Origin of the sequence: Mesorhizobium sp. M1006, assembly GCF_040318825.1 — a bacterium.
Classification (GTDB): domain Bacteria; phylum Pseudomonadota; class Alphaproteobacteria; order Rhizobiales; family Rhizobiaceae; genus Mesorhizobium.
Genome location: NZ_JAMYMZ010000024.1, coordinates 21,575 through 39,725 on the forward strand (window position 1 = coordinate 21,575; position 18,151 = coordinate 39,725).

The window sequence follows — 18,151 nt, forward strand, 5'->3', positions numbered from 1 at the left end:
CCGTGCGCTGCCGCCAGCGGCAGAACAAGCCTTCAGACCAGTCCCAGATGCAATACCCTTTTTATTGCAGACCCAGGCCGAAGAGTCCGCAACTTTTTGCTGCGCCGACTTCCGGTCCAAGGACCATGCAAAGAGCGAGGGAAAGGGGCGAGACGCCCCCTTCCGGATCGTCCGGTCAGGCCTGGTCGAGCCAGACCTTGCCGTAGTCGCGCTCGAAGGTCGGGTGCATCTTGTAGTTCTGCACCGCCTTGACCGAATGGCTGTAGAGCTTGCGCCAATAAGGCTGGATGATAATGCCGGAATCCTGCAGGATCTGCTCGATATCCTTCATCATTTCCTTGCGCTTGGCGGCGTCGGCAACTGCCAGCGCAGCGTTGAGCTTGGCATCCCACTCCGGATTCGACCAGGCCGTCTCGTTCCAGGCCTCACCTGTGCGATAGCCGATCGCCAGAACCTGGACGCCGAGCGGCCGCATGTTCCAGTTGGTCATCGACAGCGGATACTTCGTCCAGTCGTTCCAGAAGGTCGAACCCGGCAGCACCGTACGCTTGACCTTGATGCCGGCGTCGCGCATCTGCGCGGCGATCGCATCGCCTGTGTTCTTGTGCCAGTCTTCGTCGACCGTGATCAGTTCGTGCTCGAAATCGGCCTGGCCGGCTTCGGCCATCAGCGCCTTTGCCTTGGCCGGGTCGCGAGCAATCTTCGGCAATTCATAGTATTCCGGATGGATCGGGGCGACATGGTGGTTTTCGGCAACCGTGCCGGCATTGCCGTAGCCGAGTTGCAGGACGACATTGTTGTCGACCGCGAGCTGCAGGGCGTTGCGAACCTTCTGGTCGCCGTAAGGCTTGTTGGTCACATTGGTACGGCAGACGATCGTCGAGGCGGTGACGATCTCCGACTTCACCAAATCCATGCCGTCGAGGATCGACACATAGTCGGCCGACGTCTCGAAGTTGGTGTGCACCTCGCCTGCCTCGAAAGCGCTGACCATCGCCGCCGGATCGGTGCCGTAGTCGATGAACTCGATGCCGTCGAGGAAGACGTCACCATCCCACCATTTGTTGTCTTCGCGGCGCTTGTAGACCACTTTCTGGCCGACATCGTAGGAGACCAACTCGAACGGGCCGGTTCCGATCGGGCAGGACTTGAAGTCGCCGCCCTTCTCGTCGAAGGTCTTGTGGACGATAAGGCCGGGATAGTCGCACACGTTGGGAATGAGGGCGATATCCGGCTTGCTGAGCGTCAGCTTGACCGTGTGATCGTCGACCTTGGTAACCGCGCTCTCATCCAGCTTGTCATCCTTGACCAGCGAACCGAGGCGACCGGGCATGGAATTGCCTTCGGCTTTCTTGTCGGCCCAACGCTTGAGGTTGAAGATGACGTCGTCTGCGGAGAACGGATCGCCGTTGTTCCAGGTGACGCCCTTGCGCACATGCAGCGTGTATTCGGTAGCGTCGTCATTCACGTCCCAGCTCTCCAGCAGATAGGGGCGGAACGTGTATTCGGTGGTGTATTTGACCAGCGGCTCGAGCGCCTGGCGCTCGGCATTGGCGATTTCCGACCAGTCGGCCTTGCGCGGATCCTTCGGATCCTTGATCCATTGCGCGACCTTCAATACGCCGCCTTTCTTGCCCTGGACCTCTTCCGCCTTGGCCGGCGTCGGGTCTGCAAGGCCAAGCATGCCATAGGCCATCGCCGTCGACGCGCCGAAGACGCTGGCGAGAGCTAGAAATTCGCGACGATCCATCTTGCCTGCCTTGGCGTCTTCGGCCATGGCCAGGATGTGATCGGGAACGCGGTCGCCGTTACTCTTGTAGATCGTCATGACTTACTCCCATTGTTGGCTTTCTGCCTTTTAACATTCCGCATCCTCGCCATGATGTCAAAGACGGCAGGGATTGGGAACATGCCAAGGAATGTGCAACTTTGAAAGCAGGGCGGTTCGCGCGATAACGACAGTCTTGGCGCAAATTTGCTACTGCGCCAGGGATTTCGTCCGAAATCCCCACAGGCAATTAAACTGGGACATTCGCCGCTGCGCCACTCGTTCTCAGGCAACCAGTTGTTCTGCGCGAACGGCCGGTTTCAATATTCCCGTTCGTAGAAAACACCGCCTTTTGCTTCGCCGGCGTCGGTTGCCTCGCCACGCAGCTTGACGCCGCGCCCAACGTCGAGATCGACGGTTGCCTTGCCCGAGCCCGGCCTGTCGCCCTTCTGGATCGTCACATAGGTACGGTCGTTGAGATACTTGCCCGCCGAGACGGCGGTGCCACCCTGTTCATCGGTGATTACGTCGAGATCGTCGACGCCGATTGCGCTGCGCAGGTTCTGCAGCAGTGAGGTCGAGCCGCCGACGCCGGCCAGTTGTCCGGCAGCCTCGGCAAGCTGCGCGATCTGCAGCGGCGACAGGTTCGACATCGAACGGCCGAAGATCAGCTGCGCCAGCACCTCATCCTCCGGCAGCGCGGGTACCGAGGAGAAGGTGAATTTCGGGTTGTTCGCCTCGCCTGACACCACGATAGTCACGGTGGCGCTGGTCGTCTTCGATTGCGCCGTGAGATTGAGGTAGGGCACCAGAGAGCCGGAAAAGCCGACGGTGCCTTCCGTGAAGGTCAGCCGCTTGGCAAGGATCGTCAACCGTCCGCGCCGCAAGGTGAAGGTGCCGACCGCCTGGGGTGACGATGCCGGGCCGGTCAGCCGCAGCGAACCGCCGAGCTCGGCGTCGACACCCCTGCCCTGGATGAAGATCTGGCTCGGCGCATTGACCGTGACGTCGAGATTGAGGCCGTTGCCGCCGCCGCCACTGCTTGCAGCGGCCGGGCGCAACGCCTTGTCCTGCGCACGCACGGCGGCCGGCGCATTCTTGTGCTTGACGTTGAGCTCGGCCAGCGAGCCGGGCAGCTTTTCGGGTACGGTGATGACGGTCTTGGCCAGGTTGACCGTACCGGAAATCACCGGCGCGGAGGTGAGCGGTCCCTTGACGGTCAGGTCGCCGCCAAGATTGGCGGTGACCACCTTGCCGTCGGTATAGCGGCCATCGACGAGCTTGACCGACAGGTCGGCCGGAAAACCTTTTGCCGGATCGATGCCGACGGTGCCGCTGGCCGAAAGGCTGCCGCGTGTCGACAGCGTGCCGGTCAGGCGGTTGATCCTGGCCACGCCATTGCCGATAGCGACATCGGCAGTGATGTCGTTGATCGCAAGCCCCGATCGCGCATCGACCAGACGGGCGCCCGACGTGCGGACCGTGCCTGAGATCACCGGCGACGTCGCCGGGCCGCGCACCTGCACATCGACGTCGGCCGTGCCGCTGAGGGACAGGCCTTGCGCGGCGAGTGTCCTGGTGAGGAAGGCGAACGGCACCTTGCCGGAAAAGTTGAGATCAAGGGTGGGCGCGCCTGATGTCGTCATCGTGCCGCCGCCCTTGAGGCCGAGGCCGGCGGCATCGCTCATGTTGGCGTCGAAGGTCAGTCTGTTGCCCGAATACGTACCTGAGGATGAAACGCCCATGCCGCCGAAACCTGCACCACGGGTCTGCGACGTCTGAACGCCTGCGGCGTCGATCTTGAAGGCAACGGCCGGATTGGCCGGCGCGCCCGTCACCTTCACCGTGCCCGAGATGGAACCGGCGGCATCGAGGCCCGGCGAAAAACTGTTGGCTATCGAGATCGGGACGCGGGCCAGCGTCGCGTTGAGGTCGAACGCCTGCCCAGCCTTGCCCGTGATCGTCGCCGTGCCGCCGCCGAGGTTGAGCACCAGCCTGTCGAGGCTGGTCACTCCATTGGCGATGTTGATGGTCGAGGCCTGGGCGATGGCCGCCTTGATGCCGCGGATGGTCGCCTCGCCGGAGGCAAGTTCGACCGTCGTCGTGCCCTTGACCGCCTTGACCCGGCCGGCCGCCCTCAGCGGAATATCCTTGACGGTGGCGCCACCGGAAAAGCCGGTCCATTCGCCGTCGCGCTTGAGATCGACGTTGACGCCCCGAATAGCCGTTCCGCCGGAAGTTACGCTGTCGGCACGGATTTTGCCCGAGATCACCGGTGCCGCCAGATAGTTGGCGATCAGCGCATCGATGCTCACGGCCTTGGCCGAGACATCGCCGCGCGAGATCGAGGCCGTCGTCGCCTTGACGGCGACTTGCGGCACGGTACCCGCCTTGGAGAAGGCGATCGTGCCGCGCACATCGCCATCGGCCTTTTCCAGTGCCAGGGCCGCAAGCGGACCGATATCGGGCAGGTCGAGCGCCACGGTGCCGGCCGGCAGGAAGGCATCGTCAAGCGCCAGGTCGCCGGAAATACGGTTCTTGCCGAGCGACAGCAAAAGCCCGTTGATGGCGCGTTTGCCGTCCGATGTCGCCAGCACGGCACTACCCTGCAGCGGTTGGCCGCCGACGTTTCCGGTGAGTTGCACATTCGCGGCGGGGTTGGCCGCATCAGCCTTGCCGGTGGCGGTGAGCTTCAATCCCGTGATCTCACGCGCGGCCACCGAAAGCTTGTCGCTGTTGACAGTCAGCGATAGATCCGGTGCGGTACTGGCGCCTTGCGCATTCAGCGCGAAAGAAATAGCGCCTCCGGCATCCTTGGATAGCAGCGAGACGTCGCCTAGTGCGCCTTTGACGTCGGCGCTCAGCTTGTTATCGGCAAGGCTCGCCTGCCCGTCTGCGGTCAGCGCGCCTGATGACAGCCTGATCGCGTTGGCGGTGACATTGCCGTTGGCATCCCGCTTCAGCGCGGCACTGAATTGCGTTCGCTCGGCGAGCACGCCACGCACCGCCGCCGGCAGCGCCGCCGAGGCGGCGTCCGCCTTGACATTGAGGTCGATGGCGCCGTCGGCCAGCGAGACCCGCCCGTTGAAGCCGCTGTTCAATGCGTCGCTGGTCACCGTGCCGCTATCGATGACGATGGCATCGGCGGCAAGGCTGCCGGCGAGTTTGGCGGTGACCTTGCCGGCGATCAGCGGCGCGATAGTCGGATTGTCGATGCCGATTTTTTCGGCAGTCACGGTGCCGGAGATCGGCCCGCTCCGGGCTTTCACGTCAAAGCGATCGGAGTGCAGCGCAAGCGTGATGCCCTCGATCATAGCTAGATTGGTGGCGGCCGATGGCAGCGTCGCGGAAATGTCGAGCTTCGGCTGGGCGCCCTGCCCGGCCGCCGTTAGCGATATCGCCTGTAGCTCGAGCTTGATCGGGCTCTCCTTGCTGCCAAGCGACAACGGCAGGCTCGGACCGGTAGAGGCCAGGTGGAGCGAAAAATCGCTGGCACCGTTCGGATTGATGGTGCCGGCTGCCTTGCCGGAGATCTTCTCGCCGGCAAGCGTCGCCTGCTCGATGGCCAGGCCGCTGGCCGACGAGAAACGGCCTGCTGCGTCGAGATCCAGCGGCCCGAGCCCAGCCTGCCGGGTCTGGCTGGTTTCGGCGCCGTTGAGCCGGGCGGTGAAGCGAATATCTGGGGCAGCCGACGATCCGGTGACCTGCGCGGTGCCGCTGAGCACGCCCACGGCATCGAGACCCGGTGAAAAATCATTGGCAAGCGCTGCCGGCACCGCCGACAAGGTGGCAGCGAGATCAAGCGTCTGGCCGGCCGTACCCGACACGGCAACCGAACCACCGCCGACACCGAGCGCCAATTTCTCTATGCTCACCCTGCCATTGGCGATTGTCAGCGCTGATGGCTGCGCGACAGCTGCCTTGATGCCGCGGATGGTCGCCTCGCCCGAGGCAAGCTCGATGCTGGTGGTGCCGTTCGCAACCCTGACCCGCCCGGACGCGCTGGCCGGAATGCCGGCGACCGTGGCGCCGCCGCTAAAGCCGGTCCAGTCGCCATCGCGCTTCAGGTCGACATCGATGCCGCTGATCACCGTGGGTCCGGAGGTGATCGTGTCGGCCTTGATCTTGCCGGCGATTGCCGGTGCTTTGAGATAATTGGCGACCAGCGCGTTGACGGCGATTGTCTTCGCCGCCAGTTCGCCGCGCGAAATCACGGTGCTCGTCGCATCGATCGCGACCGTCGGCGCTCCGTTGTCGTTCGCAAAGCGGATGGTGCCGCGCACGTCGCCGGCTACCGACTGGCCTGTGAGTGCGGCCAGCGGAGCAATATCGGCGGCATCGAGGGTCAACGTGCCGAGCGGCAGCAGGTTGTCGTCGAGCCCGAGGTCGCCGGAGACCTTGTTGTCGGCTAACGAGACGGCAAGTCCATTGATGGAGCGCTTGCCGTCGGTTGTGACCAGCGATGCCTTGAGGTCGAGCGGCTGGTCGTCGACCGAGCCGGTCAGCGAGACATCGGCGGCGGGACTGGCGATATCGGCCTTGCCGCTCGCGCTCAGCCTGATCTGCTTCACCGTATGGCCGGACGCCGTCAGGCTGTCGCTGTTGGCCGAAACCGAGAAATCCGGTGCGCTGCGCGCGCCGCTTGCGGTAAGCCCGAAACCGACGGCGCCGCCGACGTTGGCGCCGACCAGCGGCGACAGCACCGACACGTCGCCCAGCGTACCCTTGATATCGGCTCGGATATCGGTGCCTTGCACACTGGCGGTGCCGCTGGCGCTAAGCGTACCGGAGGTGAGTTGCAATGCGTTGGCGGCGAACGCACCGTCCGGGTCGCGTGTCGCGGTTGCGGAAAACTGCACGCGCTCACCGAGAACCGAGCTGATTTGCGGCGGCAGCGCCGTCGAAGCCGCGTCGGCATTCATCTTGAGCGTCATCGACAGATCGGCAAGCGCCACTGTGGCTGTTACGGACGCATTGAGCGCGTCGCTGCGTAGCGTCCCTTCGTCGACGACAATCTGTTCCTTGCTGACGGAGCCGGCGAGACCGGCGCTGACCCTGCCCGTTATCAGCGGCGCCAAAGTCGCGACGTCGGTGTTCAGGCCGGCCGCCGTCAGCTTGATGGTGACCGGCCCGCTACGGTTCTGGATGTCGAAACCATCGGAATGCACTTGCCCGATCAGGTCGTCCACCCGCGTGCCGCCCGCCACCACCGAGACCAGCGACGCGCCGATATCCATCATCGGCGCCTTGCCATCGCCGAAAGCGCGGGCCGTGGCATCCTTGATTGCCACGGTTATCGGTTGCGCCTCGCTGCCGAGGCTGAGCACGATCGGCGGCCCCTTTGCGGCGAGCTTCACCGAAAGGTCGCTGGCGCCGTTCGGATCGACAATGCCGGCAGCGGTCGCGTGCAAGGCGCCGCTGTCGATATTGGCGCGCTCGACATCGACGCCGCCGGCCGCGGTCGCCGTGCCGGCGAGGTCGAAGGTGGTCTTGCCGGCAAACAGCGGTTTCAGGGTTTCGGGCAGGAAGCGCTCGAATTCGCCATCGCCGTTGGCCTCGACATAATGACCCTTGTCGGTGAGCTGATGGCGACCGGTAAGCTGGGTGACGATCCGGCCGTCGACAACGAAGGTCCCGATGCCATTCCAGTTGGCGAGCGGTCCGGTGCCGGAAACGACAATGTTGACCGGCGGCGCGCCCGGCAGGTTGAGCAGGTTGGCGATGATGCCGCCGGCCGGCTCGGATGCCTTAAGGTCGAGGTCGAGCTTGTTGTCGGCCGGCGCGAAATGGGCTTTGGCGTCGACCGTGCCTTGCTTGCCGTCGTGGCGAACGATGTTGAGGTTGGTCTCGATCGCCAATGGAGAGGCGTCCGCCTTGAGCGCTCCCTTGGCTGCAAGTTCGGCCACACCGCTGCCGGCCAGAGCCTGCCCGAGCGCGATTTCGGGAAGGTCGAGTTGCCTGACGTCGATGGAAACCGGCAGCGTCGTCGCTCCGCTTTGGCTCGGCTGTGTATTGGCCACCGGCAGCCTTGCCAACTCGATACGCTCGGCCCCAATGCGATCGGCGCTGAAGCTCTTCGACAGGAGTGCCAGCGGCGACCAATCGACGGCCACGTTGCGCGCCACCATCCAGGCGCCTTCGCGATCCTCCAGAACGACATGATCGACCCTCAGCGCGCCCGACCAGATGCCGTCGATGCCGACGACAGTCACCTTGCGGTCGCCGGTCGAGGCCATGGTCGAGATGATGCCGGCAAGGTTTTCGCGGCCGCGCTCGGTTTTGGTCAGCACGACGACCGCCCCCACCGCCGCTGCCACGACGATGAGCAGCGTGTAGAAAAGAATACGGAGGATGCGCCTGAATATTGCCATCAGAATGCCTGGCCGATGCCGGCATAAATGCCGAAATGAGGATCGTCAGGACCGCGGTTGAGAGGCACCGCCGCGTCGACGCGCAGCGGCCCGAACGCCGTCAGATAGCGCAAGCCTACACCCGCGCCGACCTTCATGTCCGAAAAATCGGGGACCTGCCTGGTCGACACCGTGCCGGCATCGACGAACGGCACGACGCCGATCTTGTCGGTGACGGCGATGCGCATCTCGACCGAGGTCTCGAAGAAGGAAAGCCCGCCGATCGGTTCTCCATTGCTGTCCTTCGGGCCGATGCCTTGATAGGCATAGCCGCGCACCGAACCGCCGCCGCCTGAGTAGAAGCGTCGATCTGCCGGAACATCTTGAAGACTGGCGCCGATGATGGAGCCGATGGCGACACGTTCGGCGAAAACGAATTTCGAGGCCGAATCGAGTGACTGGTAGGCCGACCCCTCGCCCTTCAGCTTGACAAACGCAGCCCCGCTCAAAATGTCGTAGCTCGGCTCACCATAGGCCAGCACCCTGAAGCCCCGGGTCGGATTGAGCTTGCTGTCGCGATTGTCGTAGACATATTGCAGTGGAATGCTGGCGATCAGATAGGTGTGCTTGCCGAAAGCGTCGTGGATCCTCGAATAATCCAGCGCGACTTGCGCGGAAACCGTCTGCTTCTTGTCCAATTCGTAGGATAGGCCGGTGCTGCCCTTGACCGAGAAATGGTCGTAGGCGTCGGGGTGTTCCAGCACGGTATTGACGCTGGCAATGAATTTCGACGCCGGCCCGACCACGCCCGGCTTTTCGAACATGACGCCGGCATTGTAATTGAGCTGGGTCAAGTCGTTGCTGCCGATGCCGCTGATCTTGCCGTCGATGCGCAGCTTTTCGGCGCGGCCAAACAGATTGCGATGCCCCCAATAGCCTTCGAGGCCCAGCCCTTCGGTGTTTGAGAAGCTGCCGCCAATGCCGAAATAGCGCGGCTTGCGTTCGCTTACCTGGACACCGATCGGGATGTTGCCCTCGGCGTCGAGTGCGTCGGCTTCCTTCACCGTCACGCTGTTGAAGACCTCGAGCCCGAGCAGCCGGTCACGCGCATCGTCGATCTCATCGAGCGAATATTGGCGACCGCGCTTAAGGCCGGTCATATATTCGGTGAAGTCGCGGTCGACCTTTTCCGTGCCCTCGACAGTGGTGTCGCCATAGCCGGCGACCGGGCCGGCCGCGACGGCAAGCGTCACGTCGAGCGTCGAACCGGCGTGCTCGGCGACGATCTCGCGGCCCGTCACCTTGGCCAGCGGCCTGCCTTCTTGCTTGAGTGCCCGCACGATCGCCGCCTCGGCCTTGAGCACGGCGCCCGAACTGGCGTCACCGCCGGCGATCAGACCGAAATCGGCACTTGCCAGCCCCGCCGCATCGCCTTCCAGTCTGATGTTGCCAAGCGTGAATTTCGGCCCGGCTGCTATGCTTATCACCACCGGTATCGGCTGCGGACCCGAAAACTCGGCATCGGGCGGCAGATCGTCGAGCGGCTTGCCCTGAATAGTGATGGTGACGACACCCTCGTAGCGGGCGTCACTGTAGAGTGCGGCAACAAGTTGCTCACGGTCGCTGCGCGCCTTGGCCAGCAGGCCGAGAGAACCGGATACCGGGTGTTCCTCGTCGGCCTTCAGCGCCGAGGCGTTTTCGAGCTTCTCGGCGAGATCCTTGTCGGCGTCCGGCGCCTCGATCGTCACCGCATAGCGCAGCGGGTCGACGATATCGGCATCTTCGTCTTTGGATCCCCACAGCTTGATGCCGAAAATCTCGAAGGCCGCCGCACTTCCGGTTTCGGCAACAAGTGCCGTAGAGCACAACAATGCGAAAAGCAGGGCGCGCGAAAGCGCGCGCCGTGGCGCGGTTCCTCCCGACATCTGCCTTTCATACGCCGGCATTACGCTCCTAGCCTAGCTCGCAAACCTAAAATTGGAATGAAGTTCTGAAGCACTCGTAAAGGGGCCACAATCCAATTGCTGAAATAGACAGGGCTTGGAACTCACACCTTCTGCGTCGCCGCAAGAAAGCGTGATCCCCTGTCCTATGGAGCTACTACCGGTCACCGGCCGGAAAGCAAACCGTTGGCAGGCGGATCCTGCCGCGTCCCGATGTTGACAAGCGCGACTGAAGCTTGAAGATTTCTGGACGTAAGCACTTGTCTGGAGGGGTTTATGGCAATGCGCGCGGCTCGTGGTCTATCGATTCTTTTCCTTCTCTTTTTTGCCTGGAGCGGTGTCGCGCAAGCGGCCGAAGCCCGGCGGGTGGTGACATCGGACAATTCCGACTATTTCGGTTTCGATCTCAGATCCGACCAGAATGTCAGCCTCGACCAGTGCAAGACCACCTGCCTCGGCGACCCGGCCTGCCGCGCCTTCACCTACAACCTCAAGGCCAAATGGTGCTTCCTTAAATCCGATTACAATTCGTTGAAACCCTTCGGTGGCGCCGTCGCCGGCAAGGTCGTCAACATCGATGGCGATCCCGACATCGGCGCGCCACCCGAACTCGCCTTCTTCCCCAACTGGATGGCCGACCAGGCCCAGCAATACCGCAACAACCTCACTGGCCCGACCTACACCAAGCCGACCGAGGGGCTGACGGCGCTGAGGGCCGCCGCCGAACGGTCGGCGCTGACGGGCGACCATCGCTCGGCCATGCACAAATACGAAGCGGCGGTTTCGGTGCTGCCGGATGATGGCCAGCTCTGGCTCGAGCTGGCGCGCGAAACGCTTGCCGTCCATCCGACCGCCAACAGCTCGGAGCCGTCGACCCTGCCGGCGAACGCCACTTCCGCCGCCTTCAACGCCTACAAATTGCTGCGCACCACCAAGACGCGCGCCGACGTGCTGGCGCTGCTCGGGGACGGCCTTGATCGCCGCGATCTCTACAGGCCGGCTCTGCAGGCCTACGAGGCGAGCCTCGCTCTCGTCAATTCGCCGGCAGTCAGGGCCGCCTATCAGGATCTCAAGGCTCGCAAGGGCTTCCGCGTCATCGATCATACCGTCGATGCCGACACCAGCGCGCCACGCATCTGCGCGCAGTTCTCCGAGGAACTGGTCAAGACCGGCGTCGACTACTCGCAGTTCGTTACTGTCGACAACGCCGCTCCCAAGGGCGTCGAAGCCAAGGACAAGCAGATCTGCGTCGAAGGACTCGAGCACGGGCAACATTACGACGTGACCTTCCGCGCCGGCTTGCCGGCCGCCATTGGCGAAGTCACCGCGGCACCGGTGGTTCTGTCGATCTACGTGCAGGACCGCGCGCCTTCGGCCCGCTTCACCGGCGACAGCTTCGTGCTGCCCGCAGGCGCACGCCGCGGCATACCGGTCGTCACCGTCAACATGAATGCCGCCGAAATGAAGCTCTTCCGCATCGGCGACCGCTCGCTGGCCCAGCTTCTGTCGGGATATCAGTTCCTGCGCCAGCTTGACGGCTACGACATTTCGAACATCTCCGAACAGATGGGCGAGCCGGTCTGGCAAGGCCAGCTCGACATCGCCAACGACCTCAACAAGGAAGTCACCACCTCCTTCCCAATCGACGAGGCTTTGCCGAAGCGCAAGCCCGGCGTCTATGTGCTGACCGCACAAGCCGTCGACGATCGCAGCGACGACTATGATTCGCACGCCACGCAATGGTTCGTCGTCTCCGATATCGGCCTGTCGACCTATACCGGACAGGATGGGCTGAACGTCTTTGCCCGTTCGCTCGCAACCGCCAAGCCGATCGCCGGCGCCGAGCTGACGCTGCTGGCCAGGAACAATGAAATCCTCGGCACCGCGACCACCGACGCGGAAGGGCGGGCGGTGTTCAATCCCGGCCTGACGCGCGGCGACAGCGGCATGGCGCCGGCCGTGCTGATGGCCAAACAGGGCGACGACGATTTCGTCTTCCTCGATATGGGCCGCGCCGGCTTCGACCTGTCCGACCGTGGCGTCGCCGGACGGCCGGCACCTGGCGCGCTCGACGTCTATGCCTGGACCGAGCGCGGCATCTACCGCGCCGGCGAAGATGTCCATGTCGTGGCCCTTGCCCGCGACAGTGCCGCCAAGGCGGTCGAGAACCTGCCGCTGACCTTCATCTTTTCGCGGCCCGACGGCGTCGAGGACCGCCGCATCGTCAGCGATGGCGCATCGGCCGGCGGTCACGCAGTCGACCTGCCGCTGGAACCCAACGCCATGCGCGGCACCTGGACGGTGGCGATCCATACCGATCCCAAGCAGGCGGCGGTCGCCAGCCAGATGTTCCTGGTCGAGGACTTCGTACCGGACCGCATCGAGTTCGACCTGTCCTCCGACAAGCAGGAGATCGCCCAGGGCGAGACCGCCAACATTACCGTCGACGGCCGCTTTCTCTACGGCGCGCCGGCCGCGGGCCTCGCGCTCGAAGGCGAATTGACGCTGTCGACCGCCAGCGATTGGGACCGCTTCAAAGGCTATTCCTTCGGTCTGGCCGACGAACAGTCGGCTGAACCGACTGTGACGCCCTTCACCGGCCTGCCGGTGGTCGGCGAGCACGGCAAGGCGACCTTCCCGGTCTCCGTCGATCAATTGCCATCCACCACCAAGCTGGTCGATGCAAAGGTCACTGTCAGGATGCGTGAAACCGGCGGCCGTGCCGTCGAGCGCTCGCTGAATATCGGCATCCGCCCGCAGGGCCACATGATCGGCATCCGCCCGGATTTCGACGACGACGAGGTGCCGCAAGGCGGCACGGCCAAGTTCAGCCTGATCGCTGTCGACCCAGACGGCAAGCGTGAGGCGCTGAAGGGCGCGCAGTGGTCGCTGGTCAAGGTCGAGCGCAGCTACCAGTGGTACCGCTCGAGCAACTCCTGGAACTATGAGCCGGTCACCTTCACCAAGACGGTGGCCAACGGCCAGGTCGACCTGAGCGCCGATGGCGAGGCGACGGTGTCGCTGCCGGTCGACTGGGGCCGCTACCGGCTCGAGATCGAGACAGCGGATCCGGAAGGCCCGGCCACCAGCTACGAGTTCGACGCCGGCTGGTATGTCAGTTCCACCACCACCGAAACGCCCGACGGCCTAGAGATCGCCCTCGACAAGGATACCTATGCGGCGGGTGAAGTGGCCAAGCTCAAAGTGTCGCCGCACTTTGCCGGCGAGCTGCTCGTCACCATCGGCGCCGACAAGCTCCTGAAGACCGTCACCGCCAGCGTGCCGGCCGGCGGCAGCACCGTCGACATCCCGGTCGGCGACGACTGGGGTGCCGGCGCCTACGTCACGGCAACGCTGTTCAGGCCGGGCGATGCGCAAGAGACGCGTATGCCGGCGCGCGCCATCGGCGTCAAATGGCTGAAGCTCGATCCCGGCTCGCGGAAGCTTGCCGTCAGCTTGGCGCCGCCGGACAAGACCATGCCGCGCCAGCAGCTGTCGATCCCGGTGGCCGTAGCCGGCGTGCAGCCCGGCACCAACGCCTATGTCATGGTCGCGGCCGTCGACGTCGGCATCCTCAACCTGACCAACTACAAGGTACCGGATCCGGAGAACTGGTTCTTTGGCCAGCGCATGCTCGGTCTCGAGGTTCGCGACATCTATGGCCGGCTGATCGACGGCTCGCTGGGCACAACCGGTAAGCTGCGCACCGGCGGCGACGGCGCCAACATGCAATCGCAAGGCAGTCCGCCGACCGAAAAGCTGGTCGCCTTCTTCTCCGGCCCGGTCCAGCTCGACTCCGACGGCAAGGCGCGGATCGACTTCGACATACCGCAGTTCAACGGCACCGTGCGCGTCATGGCCGTCGCCTGGACAAAGGAAGCAGTCGGCCATGCCCAGTCCGACGTCATCGTTCGCGATCCGGTGGTGATCACCGCCGGCCTGCCGCGATTCCTGGCGCCCGGCGATTCCGCCGTCATGCGGCTCGATGTCGCCGACACCGACGGCCCTGCTGGCGACTACAAGCTGACCATCGACACGACGGGCGACCTGTCTACCGGCAGTGCCGCCTTGCCTGAAAAGCTGACGCTGGCCAAAGGCAAGCGGCAGACGCTGACCGTGCCGTTGATTGCGCGGACCGCGGGCAACGCCTCGATCACCATCAAGCTTGCGCATGCCGACGGCACCGCTGTCGAGCAGACGCTCTATGTGCCGGTGCGCCCAGCGCAACTGCCGGTGACCACCCGCATGGTCGTCGACCTCAAGGGCAATGGCGGCGCGCTGCGCGTCGACAAGGAACTGCTGGCGGCAAGCCTGCTCGATGGCGCTTCGGTCAGCGTCGGCGTTTCGCAGGCGGCTGCCTTCGATGTACCGTCGCTGCTGATGACGCTCGACCGCTATCCCTATGGTTGCGCCGAACAGACCACCAGCCGCGCCATGCCGCTTCTCTACGTCAACGAGATGGCTTCCGGCATCGGCATGGCCAGCGACCCCGATCTGCATGGCCGCGTCCAGGACGCTATCTACAAGGTGCTGAGCTACCAGGCATCGGCCGGCAGCTTCGGCCTGTGGGGTCCGGGTTCCGGCGATCTGTGGCTCGACGCCTATGTCACCGATTTCCTGACCCGGGCGCGCGAGCAGAAATACGACGTGCCGGCCTTGGCGATGAACCAGGCGCTGAGCAATCTGCAGAACGCGATCGGCTACGATCAGGACGTCCAGGATCGCGGCAGCGAGATCGCCTATGCGCTCTATGTGCTTGCCCGCAACAAGAAGGCCTCGGTCGGCGATCTGCGTTATTATGCCGACACCCAGCTCGAAGCCTTTACCAGCCCGATGGCCGTCGCCCAGTTGGCGGCGTCTCTCGCGCTCTACGGTGACACCCAGCGCTCGGAGGCAACCTTCCAGGCCGCGCTGCAACTGGCCAAGTCGACGCCCGAATATGACTATTACCGGTCCGACTATGGCTCGCCGCTGCGCGACGGCGCGGCGATCCTGGCGCTTGCCGCGGAAAGCAAGCCGGTGCCGACCATCGTGCCGGCGCTGATCCAACTAGTGACCAGGGAACGCGCCGACGCCAGGTGGACCAGCACACAGGACGAGTCCTGGATGCTGCTGGCGGCCCGCGCGCTGAAGGCCGGCAATGATTCGATCGCGCTGACCGTCAACGGCGCACCGCATGCCGGCGGCTATTCGGACCAGATCGCTGGTGGCGACCTGGCCGACAGTCCGCTGACCATCGTCAACACCGGCAGAAATCCGCTGCAGGCGGTCGTCACCACCGTGGCCTCGCCGATCCAGCCTCTGCCGGCCGGCGGCAACGGCTTTACCATCAGCCGTACCTACTACAAGCTAGACGGCACAGAGGCCAACGTGACGGAGGTCAAGCAGAACGAACGCTATGTCGTCGTGCTCAAGGTTTACGAGCAGAACACCTGGCCTTCGCGACTGCTGATCACCGACCTGTTGCCGGCCGGCTTCGAGATCGACAATCCGGGCCTGGTCTCCAGCGCCCAATTGACGAACTTCTCCTGGCTGGCGCAGACCGATGCCGCTCATCTCGAATTCCGCGACGACCGTTTCGTCGCGGCTTTCAATCCCAACGACGGCGACGGCGACCGCAACATCACGCTCGCCTACGTCGTGCGCGCGGTGACGCCGGGCACCTATGCCCACCCGGCGGCAACGATCGAGGACATGTACCGGCCGCAATATTCGGCCCGCACCGCCACCGGCATGATGGAGGTCAAGGCGCCGTAAGGATAGGAATATGGCGGTGGCGCTGCCCCTCATTGCCCTGCCGGGCATTTCTCCCCGTATAGAGACGGGGAGAAAGAGCCATGCGCCGAAGTTTTCGCCGAACTTTAACGTCGCAGAAAAGGCGCCAAGGGTCGCGACAGCCCGCTTCTCCCCGTCACTAAACGGGGAGAAGGTGCCGGCAGGCGGATGAGGGGCGGCGCCATGCTCTCCAGAAAATTCCTGCGCCGAGCGGCCATCACGGGCATTTCCTTGGCCGGTCTCGCGGCAATCACCGCCGTCGCCCTCTGGCAGCTCGACCGCGCATTTCCGCCGCCGCTGCCGGCTGCTTTGACGGTCTCGACCGAGGTGCAGGACCGAGACGGCCAGCTGCTGCGCGCCTTCGCTACGCCGGATGGCTACTGGCGGCTCGCTACCAGCCTGGACCAGGTCGACAAGCAGTTCGTCGACATGCTGGTCACCTATGAGGACAAGCGTTTCTGGGATCATCAAGGCGTCGACGTGCTGGCACTTGCGCGTGCCGCCGGCCAGTTCGCGACCAGCGGCCATATCGTCTCCGGTGGTTCGACGCTGCCGATGCAACTCGCCCGGCTGATCGAACCGCGCGACAGCCGCAGCCTCGGCTCGAAGATCAAGCAGGTGCTGCGCGCCCTCCAGATCGAACGGCGGCTTTCCAAGCGCGAGATCCTCGAACGCTATCTGACGCTGGCGCCCTATGGCGGCAATCTCGAAGGTGTGCGCGCCGCTTCGCTTGCCTATTTCGGCAAGGAGCCGAAACGGCTGACGGTCTCGGAGGCGGCCCTGCTCGTCGCTTTGCCGCAATTGCCGGAAAAGCGGCGCCCTGACCGCAACCTCGACGTCGCCCATGCTGCCCGCGACCGCGTGCTGACCCGCATGGTCTCGGCAGGCCTGCTCGGCGAACGTGAGGCCGCGCGTGCTGCGCTCGACGATGTGTCGGGGCTGCGGCGGACCTTGCCGGCGCTCGCTGCCCATGCGGCCTATACGATGCTGTCCAAGGCCATTCCCGGCCAGAAGCTGCAACTGACGATCCGCAAGAGTGTCCAGGAAGGGCTGGAGCAGGTGGCCAAGGATGCGGCCGCCAGGCTCGGCCCTCGCCTCTCGGTGGCCATGGTACTGGCCGATGCCCGTACCGGCGATATTCTTGGTGAGGTCGGCTCTGCCGATTTCTTCGATGCCAGCCGTTCCGGCTGGATCGACATGACCAAGGTCGTTCGCTCGCCTGGCTCGACGCTGAAGCCGTTCATCTACGGCCTCGCCTTCGAACAAGGCCTGGTGGCGCAGGAGATGCTGATCGAGGACAGCCCAGCCGATTTCTCCGGGTATCGGCCGAAGAACTTCGACATGGGCTATCAGGGCGATGTCAGCATCAGGCAGGCGCTGCAATTGTCGCTCAACGTGCCGGCGATCCGCGTGCTCGACGCGGTCGGCCCGGCCCGCCTGATGGCACGCTTTCGCCAGGCCGATGTGACCCCTATCCTGCCCGTCAACGAAGCGCCCGGCCTGGTGATCGGCCTCGGCGGCGTCGGGGTGACCCTGCGCGACCTGGTCCAACTCTATGCCGGCCTTGCCAATGGCGGCAAGGCACACACGCTGCATGACGGCACCGAGCCGGCGAATGCCGAACGCTCGACCACCACCATCCTCGACGGGCAGGCGACCTGGCAGATCACCGACATCCTGTCAGGCGTCAAGCCTCCCCAGGGTGCCGCCCAACGCGGCATCGCCTACAAGACCGGCACCTCCTACGGCTATCGCGACGCCTGGTCGGTCGGCTTCGACGGCCGCTACGTGCTCGGCGTCTGGGTCGGCCGCCCCGACGCCGGTGCGGTGCCCGGCCTGTCCGGCTATGTCTCGGCTGCGCCCATCCTGTTCGAAGGTTTTGTCCGTTCCGGCCTGGCCGCCGTACCACTGCCGAGCCAGCCGTCCGGCGTCCGGCGTCCGAAACGCGAGGAACTGCCGGTGACGCTGACGCGCTTCGGCGCCGGCACCGATGGGCTGGTGCAGGCGACGCAGACCGAACCTGCGCCAACCATCATCTTTCCGCCCGACGGCGCTCGCGTCGATCTCGGCACTTCCTCGGCCGACGCCTCGCCGCTGGTGCTCAAGCTGCAAGGCGGCCGCGCACCATTCCGCTGGCTGGCCAACGGCAAGCCGCTGGTCGGCATCGACCGGCGGCGCACCGCGACCTGGCAGCCGGACGGCGCCGGTTATTCGACCCTGACCGTGATCGACGCGGCGGGACGCGCGGCCAGTGTGAAGGTTTTCGTCGAGTGAAAGTTTCCCTTGAATAATTTCCGGCAGGTGATTCAGGGGAT

At 64.5% G+C, this 18,151-nt stretch carries 6 protein-coding genes; 3 read left to right on the plus strand and 3 right to left on the minus strand.

Features of this window, described 5'->3' with window-relative positions:
* Window positions 1-175: 175 nt before the first annotated feature.
* The 3 genes from NKH60_RS21680 to NKH60_RS21690 form a co-directional block, all read right to left on the minus strand.
* Window positions 176-1,828 (minus strand): ABC transporter substrate-binding protein, encoded by a 1,653-nt coding sequence (locus NKH60_RS21680; protein WP_352473524.1) that lies wholly within the window; start codon window positions 1,826-1,828, stop codon window positions 176-178.
* Window positions 1,829-2,088: 260 nt separating this feature from the next.
* The gene (locus NKH60_RS21685; RefSeq protein ID WP_352831262.1) at window positions 2,089-8,139 is read right to left on the minus strand and encodes a translocation/assembly module TamB domain-containing protein; all 6,051 of its coding nucleotides are present in this window, start codon (window positions 8,137-8,139) and stop codon (window positions 2,089-2,091) included.
* Window positions 8,139-10,064 carry an autotransporter assembly complex protein TamA gene (locus tag NKH60_RS21690; RefSeq protein WP_352873270.1) on the minus strand — a complete coding sequence of 642 codons (1,926 nt, stop codon included), beginning with the start codon at window positions 10,062-10,064 and terminating at the stop codon, window positions 8,139-8,141. The genes NKH60_RS21685 and NKH60_RS21690 overlap by 1 nt, the downstream gene beginning before the upstream one ends.
* Before the next feature lie 273 nt (window positions 10,065-10,337).
* On the opposite strand from NKH60_RS21690, the gene NKH60_RS21695 reads away from it, so the two are divergent.
* Genes NKH60_RS21695 through pbpC form a run of 3 tightly spaced genes read left to right on the plus strand, consistent with a single transcriptional unit; the run spans window position 10,338 to window position 18,110 of the window.
* The gene (locus NKH60_RS21695) at window positions 10,338-15,818 is read left to right on the plus strand and encodes an alpha-2-macroglobulin family protein (protein ID WP_352873272.1); all 5,481 of its coding nucleotides are present in this window, start codon (window positions 10,338-10,340) and stop codon (window positions 15,816-15,818) included.
* Between the two features lie 10 nt (window positions 15,819-15,828).
* A complete protein-coding gene (locus NKH60_RS21700) occupies window positions 15,829-16,008 on the plus strand; it encodes a hypothetical protein (protein ID WP_352769180.1) in 180 nt (59 codons plus the stop codon).
* Window positions 16,009-16,019: 11 nt separating this feature from the next.
* On the plus strand, window positions 16,020-18,110 hold the full coding sequence (pbpC, locus tag NKH60_RS21705; RefSeq protein WP_352873274.1) for a penicillin-binding protein 1C: 2,091 nt from the start codon (window positions 16,020-16,022) through the stop codon (window positions 18,108-18,110).
* Window positions 18,111-18,151 lie beyond the last annotated feature (41 nt).